The sequence below is a fragment of the Gordonia sp. 'Campus' genome (genome assembly GCF_022206305.1).
Classification (GTDB): domain Bacteria; phylum Actinomycetota; class Actinomycetes; order Mycobacteriales; family Mycobacteriaceae; genus Gordonia.
On sequence record NZ_JAKOIW010000001.1, the window covers coordinates 401,013 to 417,291 of the forward strand.

17 protein-coding genes are annotated in these 16,279 nt (G+C 67.7%); 6 read left to right on the forward strand and 11 right to left on the reverse strand.

Features of this window, described 5'->3' with window-relative positions; genetic code table 11:
* Positions 1-22: 22 nt before the first annotated feature.
* Positions 23-616 (reverse strand): TetR/AcrR family transcriptional regulator, encoded by a 594-nt coding sequence (locus MAY35_RS01810; protein ID WP_238418912.1) that lies wholly within the window; start codon positions 614-616, stop codon positions 23-25.
* 94 nt (positions 617-710) lie between these two features.
* Between MAY35_RS01810 and MAY35_RS01815 the strand changes: the two genes are divergently transcribed.
* Entirely contained in the window at positions 711-1,616 is a 906-nt protein-coding gene (locus MAY35_RS01815; RefSeq protein WP_238418913.1) for a chlorophyllase, read from the forward strand.
* A gap of 18 nt (positions 1,617-1,634) precedes the next feature.
* Here the strand turns inward: MAY35_RS01815 and MAY35_RS01820 are convergent, their stop codons facing one another.
* Together MAY35_RS01820 and MAY35_RS01825 are read right to left on the reverse strand one after the other, a co-directional pair.
* Complete coding sequence (locus MAY35_RS01820) at positions 1,635-2,036, reverse strand: SRPBCC family protein (protein ID WP_238418914.1); 402 nt, start codon at positions 2,034-2,036, stop codon at positions 1,635-1,637.
* Positions 2,037-2,179: 143 nt separating this feature from the next.
* The gene (locus MAY35_RS01825) at positions 2,180-2,911 is read right to left on the reverse strand and encodes a GAF and ANTAR domain-containing protein (protein ID WP_238418915.1); all 732 of its coding nucleotides are present in this window, start codon (positions 2,909-2,911) and stop codon (positions 2,180-2,182) included.
* 170 nt (positions 2,912-3,081) lie between these two features.
* On the opposite strand from MAY35_RS01825, the gene MAY35_RS01830 reads away from it, so the two are divergent.
* Complete coding sequence (locus MAY35_RS01830) at positions 3,082-3,801, forward strand: cutinase family protein (protein ID WP_238418916.1); 720 nt, start codon at positions 3,082-3,084, stop codon at positions 3,799-3,801.
* A gap of 24 nt (positions 3,802-3,825) precedes the next feature.
* Here MAY35_RS01830 and MAY35_RS01835 read toward each other — a convergent pair whose 3' ends face one another.
* The 4 genes from MAY35_RS01835 to MAY35_RS01850 form a co-directional block, all read right to left on the reverse strand.
* Complete coding sequence (locus MAY35_RS01835) at positions 3,826-4,107, reverse strand: hypothetical protein (RefSeq protein WP_238418917.1); 282 nt, start codon at positions 4,105-4,107, stop codon at positions 3,826-3,828.
* A 143-nt stretch (positions 4,108-4,250) separates the two neighbouring features.
* On the reverse strand, positions 4,251-5,282 hold the full coding sequence (locus MAY35_RS01840) for a cytochrome P450 (RefSeq protein WP_238418918.1): 1,032 nt from the start codon (positions 5,280-5,282) through the stop codon (positions 4,251-4,253).
* Positions 5,252-5,647 carry a hypothetical protein gene (locus MAY35_RS01845; protein ID WP_238418919.1) on the reverse strand — a complete coding sequence of 132 codons (396 nt, stop codon included), beginning with the start codon at positions 5,645-5,647 and terminating at the stop codon, positions 5,252-5,254. The genes MAY35_RS01840 and MAY35_RS01845 overlap by 31 nt, the downstream gene beginning before the upstream one ends.
* A gap of 143 nt (positions 5,648-5,790) precedes the next feature.
* Complete coding sequence (locus MAY35_RS01850) at positions 5,791-6,435, reverse strand: TetR/AcrR family transcriptional regulator (RefSeq protein ID WP_238418920.1); 645 nt, start codon at positions 6,433-6,435, stop codon at positions 5,791-5,793.
* A 230-nt stretch (positions 6,436-6,665) separates the two neighbouring features.
* On the opposite strand from MAY35_RS01850, the gene MAY35_RS01855 reads away from it, so the two are divergent.
* From MAY35_RS01855 to MAY35_RS01865, 3 genes are all read left to right on the forward strand, one after another.
* Entirely contained in the window at positions 6,666-7,709 is a 1,044-nt protein-coding gene (locus MAY35_RS01855) for an alpha/beta fold hydrolase (RefSeq protein ID WP_238418921.1), read from the forward strand.
* 65 nt (positions 7,710-7,774) lie between these two features.
* On the forward strand, positions 7,775-8,893 hold the full coding sequence (locus tag MAY35_RS01860) for a Rieske 2Fe-2S domain-containing protein (protein WP_238418922.1): 1,119 nt from the start codon (positions 7,775-7,777) through the stop codon (positions 8,891-8,893).
* A 27-nt stretch (positions 8,894-8,920) separates the two neighbouring features.
* Complete coding sequence (locus tag MAY35_RS01865) at positions 8,921-10,006, forward strand: dihydrodipicolinate reductase (RefSeq protein WP_238418923.1); 1,086 nt, start codon at positions 8,921-8,923, stop codon at positions 10,004-10,006.
* A gap of 3 nt (positions 10,007-10,009) precedes the next feature.
* On the opposite strand, the gene MAY35_RS01870 is transcribed toward MAY35_RS01865, so the two are convergent.
* From MAY35_RS01870 to MAY35_RS01880, 3 genes are all read right to left on the reverse strand, one after another.
* Positions 10,010-10,942, reverse strand: a complete 933-nt coding sequence (locus MAY35_RS01870; protein ID WP_238418924.1) for an oxidoreductase — start codon at positions 10,940-10,942, stop codon at positions 10,010-10,012.
* Between the two features lie 155 nt (positions 10,943-11,097).
* A complete protein-coding gene (locus tag MAY35_RS01875; protein ID WP_238418925.1) occupies positions 11,098-12,456 on the reverse strand; it encodes a styrene monooxygenase/indole monooxygenase family protein in 1,359 nt (452 codons plus the stop codon).
* 111 nt (positions 12,457-12,567) lie between these two features.
* Complete coding sequence (locus MAY35_RS01880; RefSeq protein WP_238418926.1) at positions 12,568-13,125, reverse strand: dihydrofolate reductase family protein; 558 nt, start codon at positions 13,123-13,125, stop codon at positions 12,568-12,570.
* A gap of 131 nt (positions 13,126-13,256) precedes the next feature.
* Here MAY35_RS01880 and MAY35_RS01885 point away from each other — a divergent pair, with 131 nt between their 5' ends.
* Entirely contained in the window at positions 13,257-15,443 is a 2,187-nt protein-coding gene (locus MAY35_RS01885) for an acyltransferase family protein (protein ID WP_238418927.1), read from the forward strand.
* 117 nt (positions 15,444-15,560) lie between these two features.
* Here MAY35_RS01885 and MAY35_RS01890 read toward each other — a convergent pair whose 3' ends face one another.
* Positions 15,561-16,133: a vancomycin high temperature exclusion protein gene (locus MAY35_RS01890; RefSeq protein WP_238418978.1), complete on the reverse strand. Its 573-nt coding sequence runs from the start codon at positions 16,131-16,133 to the stop codon at positions 15,561-15,563.
* Between the last annotated feature and the right edge of the window lie 146 nt (positions 16,134-16,279).

Consider the following 16,279-nt stretch of genomic DNA (forward strand, 5'->3'; position numbering starts at 1 on the left):
TGACTTCGACGCGGGCCCGTTCTCATCGCCGGGCGTTCTCGAGTTCTGCCGACGATGCACCGGAACCGATCAACAACAGACCGACCATCGCCCTGGCATCGGCGTCGGTGTATCCGGGGCCGACGATGCACAGATTGCCGATCGCACGCAGGAAGGTCAGCGCGGTGATGTCCTCGCTGACCTCCCCAGTGGCCTGGGCCGGCTCGAGCAGCGAGGCGAACGCGGGCACGAGGGTGTCGAAGATGAGCGCGTGGAGGTCCGCCAGGCTCGGATCGTCGGAGCTGAGCGCATCACTCAGTCCGTGTTTGGTCACGAGGAAGTCGGTGAAGGCCGACGTCCACCGGCACAGCGCGGCGCGCGGTGAGATCTGCTCGGCCAGGAGCGTTTTCGCCAGGGTCGCACACTCGTCGACCTGGTGTCGGTACACCGCGGTGACCAGTTCCGCTCGGGTCGGGAAGTGCCGGTACACAGTTCCGACTCCGACGCCCGCGCGCGTGGCGATGTCGCGCACCGGGGCCTGCACACCCACGTCGACGAAGGCCGCGGCCGCCGCCTCGAGAAGTGCCGTGCGACTTCGCTCGGCCTGTACCTGACGTGCGGTTTTTCCGTCGGACACCGTCCACCCCTTGCTCGCGGAACATTGTTCCGCTAGTTTGGCGGAACATCGTTCCGCCAACGATACCTCGTACCGACCCTCTCGAAGGAACTCCATGCCCACGGAATCACTCGCCCGTCAGATCGTCGCCGTCAAGCCCATTCCCGTCCCCACCCCGCACCGGCCGTTCCCGCTGGCGGTGAAGGTCACCGCCCCGGTCACCGGCGAGCACCTCCCGGTCATCGTGTTCTCCCACGGAAACGCGTGGTCGATGGACGGATACGAGCCGCTCGTCGATCGTTGGGCTGCATCGGGCTTCGTCGTCGTCCAACCGACGCACCCGGATTCCCGACGCCACGGAATCGGGTTGGACGACCCCCGGTTCGCGTCGATCTGGCGCACGCGGGTGCAGGACGCGCACGCGGTGATCGACCATCTCGACGAGATCCTGATCGGCGCAGGTGGGGACATCCGCTCCCGCGTCGAGATCGATCTACTTGGCGCGGTGGGCCACTCGTGGGGAGGTCAGACCGTCGGCGCACTCCTCGGCGCTCGTGTGGTGGGGCCCGACGGCGTCGTCGGCGAGGACCTCGCACACCCCGCCGTCCGAGCGGGCGCTCTGCTCGCGACGGCGGGGACCGGTGACAGCCTGAGCGAATTTGCGCAACAACACCTACCGTTCATGCGTCCCGATTTCTCGACCATGAGGACCCCGGTCCTTGTCATCGCCGGCGGCAAAGACGATTCGGCCCTGTCGACACGTGGGCCCGAGTGGCTGACCGATGCCTTTCACCTGGGCCCGGGCGCGACGGACCTGATGTGGATTCCGGACGGGGAGCACACCCTCGGCGGCATCGCAGGCGAGGCGGTGAAGGAGACCACAGATGAGGACCCGGCCAGGGTCGCCCTGGTGGCCGACGCCGTCGCCGCGTATCTGCTCGACGCACTCGGCGTCAGCCCGGTCGAGTGGGAAGCGCTGCGGGGAGCGCAGTCTCCGGACTTCACCCTGCAGCGAAAGTGACGCGGCCCCGCGAGGGCCCTACACCGAACCGTCTGCCTCCAGCAGAGACTTGAGTTGCGCGAGATCCTTCTCCACCATCTGGGTGTCGCGGTCGAACTCGTCGTCGGACATGGCCAGTTGCCGGACGGTGAAGATCACCTCCGCGCCTTCGGGATGTGCGAGCACCCGGAGCGGGTTGAGCACGGTGTCGCCGGTGGGGAGCACGACCTCGTGGTCGACGACGCCCAGTGTGTTCCGCGGGACGAACCGGACGGTGACGGTGCCCATGGGGGACTCCACGAGCAATTCGTCACCCCGGCGCGTCACCTCCGACTTCGCCAGTCCCGCGGCCCAGCGGGGGAGGTTGTCGGGGTCGGCCACGAAGTCGTAGACGTCCCCGGGTTCGGCGTTGATGACCACACTGATGTGACGACTTCGCATGTGCCCAACCTAGTGGCGGCCGGGTGCTGTCCCGCGCACAGTCGGCGAAAAGAGACGCACAGTCGACGAGAACAGACGCACGGTCGACGGAAAGAGACGCACGGTCGACGGAAAGAGACGCACGGTCGACGGGGAGCGTCGCGTCAGGGCGACGACCCGTTCGCCGCCTCGACCGGCTCGGCCAGTTCCTTCTCCACGAGCTGTTCGGCGACCTTGGCCAGCGGAGTGTTCGTGTCCTGGGACAACCGCTTGAGGAGCGCGAAAGCCTGTACCGCGTCGATGCGGAAGCGGTACATGATCATGCCCTTGGCCTGACCGATGATGTCCCGGCTCGCCAAGGCGCTCCGGAAGTGTTGCTGCTGCCGAGCCGAACGCAGGGCCAGCGCCGCGTGGGTCGCGAACAGCAGACCGATCTCCTGCGACTCCTCGTCGAATGCGTCGGTGTGGTCGGCGAAGACGTTGAGGGCACCCATCGTCCCCTGGTCGGTGAACAGCTTGAACGACAGGCTCGCCCGCACCGGCGACTCGTCGATGACGCGCGAGGAGAACCGCGGGAATCGCGGGTCGGACCGGATGTCGTTCATCAGCACGATGTGGTGGTCCCAGGCCGCCTGCAGGCACGGTCCCTCGCCCGTCTCCTTCTGGATCTGGTCCACCTCGTTCATCACCGGGCTGGTGGGCGCGAGGGTGTCGAAGTGTTTCTTCTGGTCGACCAGGAGGACGCCCGCATGCTGCGCGCCGGGAACGTACTCGACCGCTCCGGCCGTGATGGACGAGAGGACCTCGCCGGTGGAGTCATCGGTGGTCTCGGGAACGGCGTGCATCTGCCGTACCAGTTCCGCGATCTTGAAATGAACGTCTGCGTCCACCGGCATTCAACCTTTACTTCGATGCCGCCGGTTCAGCCCGGCGAGTCACGTGATCGTACAGAAACTTGCGCTTGCTCATCGGGGTCCTTCGTTGGAGACGGGCTCCCGGATGGCCCTGGACTCGCTCGATCTTTGTGATGATGAACTTCTTACGCTTGTCAGATGTGATCTCTACCATGGGCCGAGTGATCAAACGGTTGAGCGTCTCCGTCCTCTGTCTGGTGTCTGCGATCACGGGGGCGGTCGTCACCGGGACTCCCGCGGCGCAGGCTGCACCCTGCTCCGATGTCGAGGTGGTGTTCGCCCGCGGCACCGTGGAGGCAGCACCTCCGATGGGCCTGACCGGGCTCTCCTTCGTCGAGGCCGTCCGCTCGCAGCTCCCCGGCAAGTCCGTGGCGTCGTATGCGGTGCCCTACCCGGCCAGCGACCAGTTCAACAACCGGATGAAGTTCGCGCGAACCGTCGCCGACGGTGTCCGCGCGACGCAGAACCGCGTCAAGTACCTGGCCAAGAACTGCCCGGGAACCAAGGTCGTCCTCGGCGGCTACTCCCAGGGCGCCGTCGTGGCGGGTTACGCCGTGCACGCCGGACTCGATCTCCCGGCGCGCTACGCCGCGTACGACCGGTTCGTTCCCCCGCCTCTCCCGGCGGATCTCGCACGCAACGTGTCGGCGATCGTGCTCTACGGCGCACCGTCGGACCGCTTCATCGACGACATCGGCGCGCCCCCGATCAAGGTGGCGGCACCGTACCGGAGCAGGACCATCCGCTACTGCATCGCGGGTGACACCATCTGCGACGGTGCACCGGTCGGCGGCCCCAACGCCCTGCACGTGCTGTATTCGGTCAACGGCATGACACTCGAAGGCGCGCGGTACGCCGCGCAGCGGGTCTAGTACCCGTCGATTAGACGATCCGGATCAGAAGTCCGGTGCGGGCACTACCTTCGCGAAGGTGCACGCGCCGGACTTCTCCGCTTCGTAGACCAGTGCGAGTTCGGCGTGCTCGAAGCTGCGGAACCACTCGTCCCAGCTGATGTGTTCGAGGTCGACGTGACCGTTGCGCTGGGCGAAATCGATCCGCAGCATCCCCGATCGACCAACGCTGGGGATGTCGCGCACACGTGCCGGAACACCGTCGTGCGAGGTCACCCACTCGCGGATCTCGTCGTGATCACGTGTCGTCCTGCAACGAGACCTCATCGGTCGTCTCCCTTCGCGCCATAAACACAGCTCACCGCCGAGCACCAGGGTCCGCGACCGCGCCGATCCACTTCTCGGACCTGACGCGACGGGTGTCGAACCGTGCTCAGCGGTTCGGTGTTCTTACCCAGCAGCCGCTCGCGTCAATCCTCGTTGTGCGGGGTCAGGCCGACCCGAAGGTCGAAATGGTCGAGCGCGTGCGGCATGTCGAGGCTGCCGCGACGCACTCGCGGTGACAGCACGTTGTCGTCGAGGTCGAACGACCGGCAGACCGCGGCCAGCACTGCCGTACCGAACATCAGCACCAGGTTTCGTCCCGGACATTCACCAGGGCCGTCGCTGAACGGGACGACGCCCGCGAGGTCACGGGCTCGTCCGTCTGTCCAGACGTCGGGTGTGAACCGCTGGGCGAAGTCCATCGCGTCGTCGTCGCGTTGGAAGAACTCGCCGATCACCACCGTCGTGGCGCCGGCGGGCACGACGCCACCCGTCCACCGGACATCGCGCGTCGCCTCCCGGAGGATGGCGAGCGTCGTCGGCCACAGCCGCAGCGACTCGAGCATCGTCGCGCGCAGGGTCGGCAGCGCACGCACCTCGGTGATGGTCGCGGCCGCGACCTCCGCCCGCGCCCTTGCCGCCGAGTCGGGATGAGCTGCCAGTAGCGCCAGTGCCCGGTGGATCGCGACCGCCACGGCGTCGAAGGCGAACAGCCAGTGCGGGATCTGCCCGATCGGATCGAGGGAGCCCGGCTTGTCGATCGCATCTCGCACCACCGCGGCCAGCGAGTCCCGGGGTGCCGTCGTCGACAGATGGTCCAGCCGACGACGGAAGTTGTCGTAGGTCGCGGATCGGCGCGGGAAGGCGTATGCCCAGTTCGCGTCGCGGCGCAGCACCGTCAGCACGTCGGTCAGCTCTTCGTCGTCTCTGGCCGGGTCGCCGAACACGAAGCGACGCACCATGCGCCAATGGGCGACCGCATAGGTGTCCCAGGACAGGCCGTCGGCGGCACCGTTCGCGAGGAGTTCGGCCACCTCGGACTCGATGATGTCCGCGCACCGCTGATGCAGCGAGTGCACGTCCTGCGTCGATTCCAGCGCCAGCTCGTTCAGTTCACGGCGCGCGGTGCGGTGCCGATCGTCGGAGATCAGCACCCCGGTCGGCTGGAACCGTGACAACGCGGCGACCTTCTCCTTCGACGCCGGCGTGAACGGGTCGGGTCCGGCGTGCCCATCAGGGTTGCGGTCACCGCAGGCGGGCGCAGCGCCACGATCATCGGGCGCGGAAAGGTCAGCCGTACGGCGTCGGCGTCGTATGTCGTCCGCAGGTCGTTCAGGATCCGGGCCGCTCGACCGTGGGTGTCGAGCCGCCCGCCGAGGCGGACCGTCGACTTCCGGCGCGCCACAACACCTTCGGCGACCACCGGGGCGAGCACCCCGCCGAGGATGCGGGCCGTGTCGCGGACGCCGGCCCGTGCGAGCGACGGGGGCGGGGACTGGGTGTCGTTCTGCTCGTGCATGGGTTCTCGCAGCTTTCGTGCCATCGCCGACAACATTCCTCTCCGGGGCTTCACGCCATGCGCGCAGGGCGTCGACCGCCACCGGTCTACCCGGGCCCCTGACCGGCCAAACCGGGGGGGGTTTCGTCGGCCGGACCCGAGGGCGAGGACGACCCGGACGAGACCGGTTAGCCGGCGAGAAGCGCGACGATCGCGCGGGCGAGGCCGCGCCGCGCCAGTTGCTGATCCTGGAAACTGCCGAGTTGCTTCTCGGACACGAGACCACGCATCGCACCGGGCAGGAACGCGGCGACCTCGCGAACGCGCTCGGGATCGACGTCGAGGTCGGCGAAGGCGCGCTGACACGAGTCGATCCACGACGGCCCCCATGACGCGAACTCGTCCGCCGTCTTCGGGAAGAGGCGTCGGAGTTCGTCGGGGTCGCGAGGTAGAGCTGCCCGTAACGTCTCGATCGCCCGCGACTCCGGTGAGGTGAGCCCCTCGTACATGAGGTCGACGATGGCCTCCACCCGCTGACCTAGAGGCGCGTCGGGTTTCACGCTCACCGGGAGGTCCCCGCGATGTTCGGCTGTGCGGTGCAGCACCGCAGCCCACAGACCGTCGATGTCGTCGAACTGGTACTTGATCGCCCCCCAGGTGGCGCCGATGTCCTTGGCGATCCGATTGCCCGAGACCGACGCCGGGTCGCCGGAGGCGAGCGACACGAGTGCTGCGTCGAGCATCGCGTCACGCGTGGCCTGACCACGACGATTCGCGCGGCGGCCTCCTGCCGCCGCTCCGTCATCGGCGGCGCGCCGGTCTGCGGGAGGCATGATCGCCGATGGTAGTCAAGGTGATCGCTGTTGCGCTGACCGGCGAGAGGTTTTGGCCCGGCGTCCCTCGGTTATGCACCCGATCACATGGTGACCACCGCAGACGGGGCGACGCGGCAAACCGACATATGTCGCAAATCGTGACCCCTAAGACGTGGAACAAACGTTGACTGTTTGTATCATTGAGCTTCTGCTGTGACTGGTGTCACGGACGGATCGAGGGAGACGACATGACCGGACCCGGTGGCATCGGCGCTGCTCGACAGGCACTTTCCGGTTTGCGGCCGGCCGAGGCGCGTCGGCGTCTCCGACGCCGCGAGTACGTCGACTCGCTGTTCAACTCGCCCGATCCCGACCGCGTCTCCTGGGCGGTCACCGACGACGGCGCCCGCTTGCGGGTGCACCACCATGGCCCTGCCGGGGCTCCCGTTCTGGTCCTCGTGCACGGCTGGTCCTGTTGCATCGAGTACTGGAATCCGCAGATCAACGCGCTTGCCGACCGCTATCACGTGATCGCCTACGACCAGCGCGGACACGGGGACAGCACCTGGGGCAGACGTAAGTTCGACACTGACGTGCTCGCCGACGACCTGTACGCGGTCGTGTCGCAGACCATGCCGGCCACCGGCAAAGCCGTGTTCGTCGGTCACAGCATGGGCGGCATCACCCTGCAGGCATGGGCCCATCGGCACCGCACCCAGGCCGAGGCACGGGCGGCGGCCATGGTTCTCGCCAACACCACGTGGGGCGGGATCGCCACCGAGAGCCGGGTGCTGCCATTGCTCAACGGGCCGATCAAGGCCCCGCTCTGGCTCGTCCAGATGGCTTTGTCGCTCCCCGTCCCCTTCCCGGGAGATCGCTTCACGCGGAGCATCATCCGGCATCGCATCCTCAACGGCCGTTCGGCGACCATCGACCACGCCGCGTTCCTCCTCGCCATGACGCGGTCATGCACGCCGTCGTCACGCGCGAAGGCCGCGGTCGCCCTCGTCCAGTTGGCCTTGGGGCCGGTCGGCGCCGAGGCGATCTCCGTCCCCACCACGGTGATCGGTGGTCGCCACGATCTCCTGCTGCCTCACGCGATGACGCAACGGATTGCACACTCGCTGTCGGTGCGGGGCCACCTCGACAGCCTCGTCGTGCTGGACACCGGGCACGCGTCGAACATCGAGGCTGTCGAGGACTTCAACGCGGAGATCCATCGGGTCATGCAGACGGCGTCCGTCGAACCCGACTCCGCCGTCGTGCCCGAACTGGCTGAAACGGCGAGCTGACCAGCACCTTCTACTTTTCACAGAACCCTCTTGCATTCCTGACCTGAGGGGCCTACCGTTGCGGCATGGCGAGAACGCCGCTGTCGATGACCCCCACCGGGTGGTTCCAGGTCGCATGGTGCTCGGAGATCCCGGTCGGTGTGGTGCACACCATGAAGTACTTCGGTCGGGAGATGGTGGCGTGGCGGTCCCGGTCCGGGCATCTGTCCGTCTTCGACGCCTACTGCGAACATCTGGGTGCGCACCTCGGCCATGGCGGACACGTCGAGGGCGAGAACCTGGTGTGCCCCTTCCACGGTTGGGAGTGGAATCGGGAGGGCCGCAACGTGTGCATCCCCTACGAGAAGCACCCCAACAAAGGCCGTCGGATTCGGAGCTATCCGGTCGTCGAACGCAATGAAGCGGTGTGGATCTGGCACGACGTGGACGGTCGGCCGCCCCACTTCGACGTCCCGGACATCTTCGCCGACTTCGACGACGAGCGAACCGCTGCCGACTATTACCCACCGGTGCCCGCCGCCACCCTGTTCCGCCCCGGACTCGAGATCCATCCGCAGTACATCATGGAGAACGGCGTCGACTTCGCCCACTTCATCTTCGTGCACAAGACGCCGTTCATGCCGGAATTCACCCGTCACGATTTCGGGGGCCCGGTTTCGCACGTCGACTTCACGATCGCCTTCGACGAGGGCGCGACACTCGAGAGTGCCACCAGCGGAGTCGAATCCATCAATGCCGGGCTCGGTTGCTCGGTGACCAAGAGCTGGGGCATGGTCGACAACCGCACGATGCCCGCGGTCACGCCGGTCGACGAACACACCTCCGACGTCCGGTTCACCGTGTGGATCGGCCGCAAACCCGGCGAGGAGAGCGGCGCCATCACCCGCTACGGCACGACGATGGCCGACCTCGTGATCGAGCAGTTCGCGGCCGACATCGACATCTGGGCGCACCAGCGCTACAGCGACCCACCAGCACTGTCCCGCAGAGAATTCGAGGGTTTCACCGCGCTGCGCAAGTGGGCTCGCCAGTTCTACCCCGACGGCGGCCCGGCCGAATCGGATCCGACCCGCCCCGAGACCGGTGCGGTGGATCCCTCGTCGCGCGACGGGGCCGGAGACGAGTACGTCCGCGTCCGCCGCTCCGAGCTCGACGCGCTGCGCGCCGCCGCCGCTCGACCCTGACATCACCACCCTCCGAAAGGATCTCGCATGACCACCACCGACCGGATCCGCGTCTTCCAGGTCGCCACGGGCAATCTGGGTACCGAGATGATCGGCCGTATCCGGTCCCACCCCGACCTCGAACTCGTCGGCCTGCACTGCTACACGGCCGACAAGATCGGCCGCGACGCCGGTGAGATCGTCGGTCTCGACCCGATCGGGGTGACCGCCACCGGCACGGTCGACGAGATCATCGCCGCGCGTCCGGACGTGGTGACGTTCCACGGCGTGTTCCCCGACGAGGACCTCTACGTCGCGGTTCTCGAGGCCGGCATCAACGTCGTGACCACCGCCGACTGGATCACCGGCTTCCACCGCGACACCAACCACCCCCATCCGTCGGGACGAAAGGTCAGCGACATCATCGCGGCGGCGTGCGCGAAGGGCGACGCCACCTTCTACGGCACCGGCATGAATCCCGGTCTCGCGCAGATCCTGGGGATCGTGCACACCGCCGACGTCGCCGACATCGAGAACGTCACCGTCACCGAGTCGGTCGACGTCTCCTGCCACCACTCCGTCGACACGTGGAAGGCAGTCGGATACGGCCTGCCCGTGGATGATCCGAGCATCCCGGATTCGCTGTACAAGTACACGGCGGTCTTCGCGGATTCGGTGTACCTGATGGCCGACGCCTTCGATCTCGAACTCGACGAGGTGGCGTTCTCCTACGAGCTCGGCGCATGCACCAAGGACGTCGACCTCGGGTGGTACCAATTGCCCGAGGGTTCACTCGGCGGCAGCTACATCAAGTACCAGGGCATGGTCGACGGCGTCGCCCGCGTCGAATCCCACCTCGAGTGGCAGATGACGCCGCACACCGATCCGTCGTGGAACATCCAGGCCTGCTACATCACCCAGGTCACCGGCGACCCGAACATCTACTCCAAGCACATGATCTTCCCGCGCAGGGGTTTCGACCTCTCCAAGCCGGAGAACTTCGCGTCCATCGGGATGACCGTCACCGGCCTGCCTGCCCTCAACTCGATCCGATCCGTCGTCGCGGCGGCACCGGGCATAGTGACGAGTGCGGACCTACCGTTGCGGTCGTTCGCGGGGCGGTTCGCGATCTGACGGTCACCCGAGGTCGATGCCGACGCCGGTCAACTCGGCCCCGATGTCCCACAGGCGTGCGGCGACGTCGGCGTCCTTGGCCTTCGCCGACGGTTCGACCAACACCGGGGGGCCTGCGAGCCCGAAACCGCCGACGGGACCGTAATATTCACCGCCCTGGGCCTTGGGATCGGTGGCTGCGCGCAGCACGGACAGCGCGCCGTCGGGCGGGTCCATGATGAACCGGTCGGTGAGCCACCGCAGCGACGACGCGTGGTACGCCCACTGGAGGAACCTGCTCTGCTCGCGCATCACCCCGGTCCGCGTCCCACCGGGGTGCGCGGCGAGCGAGATCGCGGACACGCCGGCCCTTCTCATCCGACGGTCGAGTTCGAGCGCGAACAGCATCTGGGCGAGCTTCGCCCGCGAGTAGGCGGCCGCGCTGCTGAACGTCCGATCCATCGCGATGTCGGAGAAGTCGATGTTGCCTGCCCGGTGGGCGTGGCTGCCGACGGTGACGACCCGCGCGGCGTCGGCCGCGAGGAGGTGGTCCATCAGCAGTCCGGTCAGCGCGTAGTGACCGAGATAGTTTGTGCCGAAATCCATCTCGAAGCCATCGGGTGTGAGTTCACGACGCGCACGCATGACCCCGGCGTTGTTCACCAGCAGGTCGATACTCGCATGTCGGCGCCGGATCTCCGCGGCAGCCGCTCGGACTGATTCCAGGCTCGCCAGGTCGAGGTCGACGATCTCCACCTCGGCACCCGGGACCTCGGCGACGATGTCGTCACGGGCCTCCGCGGAGGTCTCGGGGTTGCGGCATGCGAGGACGACACACGCTCCGAGCGTCGCCATCCCCAGCGCGATCTCGCGGCCGATTCCCGAATTCGCGCCCGTCACCACCGCAACCCGACCGGTCTGCGGCGGCGCGTCGGCCAACGTCCATCCCGACTTCACTTGAGCCCCCTCCGACGCCGACTCGAACGACGCTGTTGTTCGTATCACATCGGGGGTGGCACCTCTGTGTGGGGTGTCACATGAGGCGGCACCCCGTCGCCTCACCGAGGGGGCGCGGGGTGCCGCTCGTCGTCAGTCGATCGTCGGTCGGATCGTCAGGCGCTCACGGTCTCCGGGGTGGCGGCGCTGAACCGTCCGGCCGGCGCGAAGCGGGCGAGGACCCGATCGTGCGGTTCACCGGCCACCGCAGAGATGAAGCCCTCGACATCCTCACGGGTCCGCAGACCGAGCAACGGATTCGGCTCGGAGAGCAGTCCGAACAATGCCGAGGCGATGGGGGGACTGACGGCGGCCGCCGGAAACGACAACTCCAGGTGCGTGGCGTAATCGGGGTCCCCGAGGTAGAGGCGGGTGACCTCGACCGCGGCTCGTCCGCGCCGCTCCCAGTGCTTCTCGAACTCCGCGGACAGCCACTCGGCGGTGAACTCGCCGTCGTGGTCCCGCGCGGCCTTCACGAGTTCGGCGACCTGGATGAGCGTGCCCTGCGCACCCTGGCCCGCAACGGGATCGACGGCGATCGCCGTATCACCTATGGCCGCGACGGGATGACCGCCGGCCGTCGTCGCCACGGCTCGCCGCACGGTCGGGGTGACCGCACCCTTGAGCCACGAGACCGGATCGGATTCGATGACCTGCAGACGATCGATGACGGGTGCGTCCTCGGGGAAGAACTCGGCGAAGATCGCGGAGATCGTCTGCCGCGCCGACGCGGCGTCGTGGACGTCATCGATGCGGGCCGCCCATGCTCCGTCCGGCTTGGCGAAGACGATGAACGACCACGTCGGCCCTGCATCCTTGTGCAGGAACGGCCCGACGAAGATCTCACCGTTCTCGGCGTCGAGGTTGAACAACGAGTGCCCACCGCCGGCGCTGCTGCGGTAGGCGAACGAGTCGGGGCCGTGGTCCACGCCGGTCAACGTCACCTGCAGCAGCCGGCGCTGCGGCTCCCGGTAGTGGGTGCGTGACTCGTCGACCGGGAACAGCGCCGAGAGCCCGCCCTTGCCGGTCGCGACGAGGGTGAGGTCGGCGTCGGCGGCGATCGAATCGAGCCGGTCGGTGTCGACCCCGCCGACCTCGAACCGACCCCCGCGGTCCAGGAACCGTCCCAGCCGATCGTCGGCCTTCAGACGCAGGTCAACAGCCTGGGCCACATAGCCGTAGTCGGGGTTGAACTCGAGGACCCGGGCACGCTCGTCACCGCTGCCGGAGTACAGGCGCGCACTGATACCTGTCGTGTTGCCGACCTCGTAGAGATCTTCGATGATCTCCGCGTCCCATTCGCGGGACTTGCCGAACAAGACGCCGACGCCGGTGGGCGGCACCTCGTCGCGCAGCGATTCCCGATCGCGGTCGCTGTGGAGCGTGACGTCGAAACCGGCGTCGAGAAAGCCGAGAGCCGCGCTGGTCCCGGCCAGCCCGGCCCCGATGATCGCGACCGATCGTCGTGCTGTCATGTGGAAACTCCCCTGAAGTCGGCGTGAATTGGCTGATCGACAGGGTGCCGGGGGGATCGATGCGGCTGAAGGTTTAGACGCACCGAGAACGAATGGGGAGTGTCTCGCCGGCTACGCCTGGTCGTGCGCCCGGCGGTACCGCTCGTAGAGCACCTGACCGAACGTGCGCGTCTCGGCGAGTTCGAGGGAGATCGATCGGGTCACCGGCGGGAAGAACGGCTTACCGCCGCCGACGACGATCGGGTAGCGAAAGATGCGGAACTCGTCGACGACACCGGATTCGATGGCCTGCCCGGCCAGGTCCGCACCGCCGATCTCGACATCGGAGTCCGTCGAGTCCATGGTCGCGGCGAGTTCCTCGGCCAGCGGGCGCTGCGCCAGCCGGGCATTGCCCTCGACCGATGTCAGGGTCCGGCTGAACACGACCTTGGGCAGTGCCGACCAGATGTCGGCGAAGGCCGCGTCGGCCTCGTCCTCGCGCATGCGTGGGTCGGTCTCCCACACCAGCATCGTCTCGTACAGTCGTCGACCGCACACAAAGGCGCCGAGGTCGGCCACCCGCTCGGTGTGGAAAGCGAACAGCCCGTCGTCGGGGACGGTCCAGGTGAAGTCGCCGTCGCGGTCGGCGATGAAGCCGTCGACCGATACACCCATCGACAAGAGCAGCATGCGTCGGATCGTACGACGTGGGCCGTGCGCTGACGAGGCGTTCGCGCCTTCCTACGAGTCTGCTGTGAGGTGCGCCGACACCCCACTCGTGCCAGCCAACACTCAGGTGCGGGCAAGTACCATCGCCCTCTGTGCGTACGCCCCTGACCGATGCGACACCCGTCGCAACACCCAACGAGGACGCCGCGACCGGCAACACGTCCGGTTACCGGCTCGACCTAGACGGTCTCCGAGGTGTCGCGATCGCACTGGTCGCGGTGTTCCACGTCTGGTTCGGTCGCGTGTCCGGCGGCGTCGACGTCTTCCTGACGTTGTCGGGGTACTTCTTCGTCGCGTCGTTGCTCAAGCACGTCCTCGCCACGCAGCCTGCGACGTCCAGCTGGCGAGCGGCGATCAACCCGTGGCCGCGGTTCTGGCGGCTCGTGCGGCGACTCCTGCCCGCGCTGCTGCTGGTGCTGGCGGCCACCGCCGCCCTGATCGCACTGATCATGCCGACGACGCGGTGGGGGCCGCTCGGAGCCGAGTTGCAGGCGAGCGCCCTGTACTACCAGAACTGGCACCTGGCGTTCGAGTCGCAGGACTACGCGGCCGCCGATTCCGCCAACAGCCCGATGCAGCACCTGTGGTCGATGTCGATGCAGGGGCAGTTCTTCGTCCTCACACTGCTGTGCGCGCTCGCTCTGGGCGGCCTGCTGCGAGCGCTCGGACGACGCTTCGCCTACTTCGCCGACCCCAAGGTGGTGCGCGGCGTCGTCGGCGCCTCGCTGGCCGTCGTCGCACTCGGGTCGTTCGCGTGGGCCAACCACCGCCACGGGATCAACCAGCCCTTCACCTACTACGACACCGTCGCCCGACTGTGGGAGCCGCTCGTCGGCGGCCTCCTCGCCGTGTGGATGCCGCGGATCCCGCTGGCCCGGTGGATGCGCGACGTGCTGGGCATCGTGGCCCTCGGGTTGATCGTCACCTGCGGGTGGTGGATCGCGGGCGTCCAGGAGTATCCGGCGGCGTGGGCTCTCGTCCCGGTCGGTGCGACGCTCGTGCTGATCTGGGTCGGCTCGTCGCAGACGGCACCTGCCGATCAGGCGCCCGGTCAGGCGTCGATCCGGTCGGGTGTCAGCCGCGGCCTCGCCCACCCGCGTCTGGTGTGGCTCGGTTCGATCGCCTACGCGCTGTACCTGTGGCACTGGCCGCTGCTCATCTTCTACCTGGCATGGCGCTATCAGGACGACGTCTCGTGGCTCGAGGGCACCGCCATCCTGGCCGTGTCGGTGCTGCTCGCCTGGCTGACGACCCGATTCGTCGAAGCTCCGTTGCGATCCGGTTCGCCGAAGCGGGCGCCGACGGGCTCCGGCCGGTCGGCCCTGCCGGACACACGCGGGTACCGCCGCGCGCTGCTCGCCGTCCTGCTGGTCATCAGCGTCGCCGCCGGCGCGGCCGCCGTCACCTGGCAGCGTGACGCCGCCAACGCCACCCTCGACACCGAGCACCTCGACCCGCGCCTGTATCCGGGAGCACGAGCTTTCCTCGACGGAGCGCCCGTACCCAAGGTCGTCGCCGAGCCCAGCCCCGACGTCGTCGACATGGACTGGCCCATCACGTCCTACGACTCGATCATCAGCGGCTGGAAGGACCCGTCCATCAAGGTCGGGTACTACGGAGATGTCAATGCCCCCCGCACCATCGCCCTGGTCGGCGGATCGCATGCCGAGCAGTGGATCACCGCGCTCAACGACATCGGCAAACGCCACCACTTCCGCGTCACCACCTATCTCAAGGTGGGATGCGCGCTCACCACCGAACACGTCTTCACGTGGTTCGGTCAGAAGTACTACCAGTGCAACGACTGGTCTCGGCGAGTGATGGAACGCCTCGCCGTCGACAAGCCCGACGTGGTGTTCACCAACAGCACGCGCCCTGTCGAGTCGGGCGACGGTGACTACGTCCCCAAGGACTACGAGGAGATCTTCGCCCAGTTCCGCGACCGCGGCCAGCGCGTCGTCGCAGTCCGCGACAACCCCTGGGCGACAGGCCAGCTCAAGCCGCCGGAGTGTCTGGCCAGCGGGCGCAAGCCCTCGGTGTGCGGAGTCCCCCGCGATCAGGCGATGGCGCCGACCGATCCCGCGGCGAAGCTCACCGGGGAATTCCCCAACATGTCCTTCCTCGACTACACCGACGCCATGTGCGACGACGAGTACTGCCCGGCGGTCGTCGGGAACATCCTCGTGTGGCACGACTTCCACCACCTGTCGGCCACGTTCGTCCGCAGCCTCATCCCCGCCGTCGAGGCCGACCTCCAGCGGTCGCTGCGCTGGTGGTGAGCAGGGCCCTTCGAGGCTCGCTCCGCTCGCACCTCAGGGAACGGGGCAGGATCGCTGCGCTGGTGGTGATCTCCGGTCCCTGAGGTGCGAGGAGCGCAAGCGACGAGCCACGAAGGGTCAACCGACCGCGGTCAACAACGCGCGGGGGCCGGCGAACACCGTCTCCCGCACATGGTTTCGAGCGAGAGTCCATGCAGGACAATCACATCGGGCCGCGACACCACGGGCGTCGACACCCTGGTCCCGGCACAGTGCGATCGCCCGACGCAGGTGGAAGCCCTGGGTCACGACGACCACCTCGCGCGCACCGAACACCCGCCGGGCCCGCCGACAACTCGACGCGGTGTCGAGGCCGGACGGGTCGTCGACGATCGACGCCGAAGCCACCCCGTGCGCCTCGAGATACCGGCGCATCACCGCAGGCTCGTTCCCGGCCTCCTCGGAGCCGTTGCCGGAGTTGATGATCCGCGCCACCTGACCGGTTCGGTACAACTCGAGAGCGGTGTCGAGCCGCCCCCGCACATAGTCGCCGGGGGTGCCGTCGTCGTAGACCAGGGAGCCCAGCACGAGAAGAGTCGGCCGCGACGGCAAGGTGTCGGCGTCGTCGATCCTGCCCGCCGACGTGACGTACATCCACGTCGCGGCCACGGTGATCCAGAGCTCGACGAGCACGATCACCGCAGCCACCACGAGACGAGCCCCTGACCTCACGCCTCCAACCTAGATCCGACGGTCGGCGAACATGACCATTCCACCCCGGACGCGGCGGCCACCCCGTGATACTTGGGAGACTCGGTCGCGTTCAGCCTGTGCGCACCAATCCGCGGTGTGAAAGT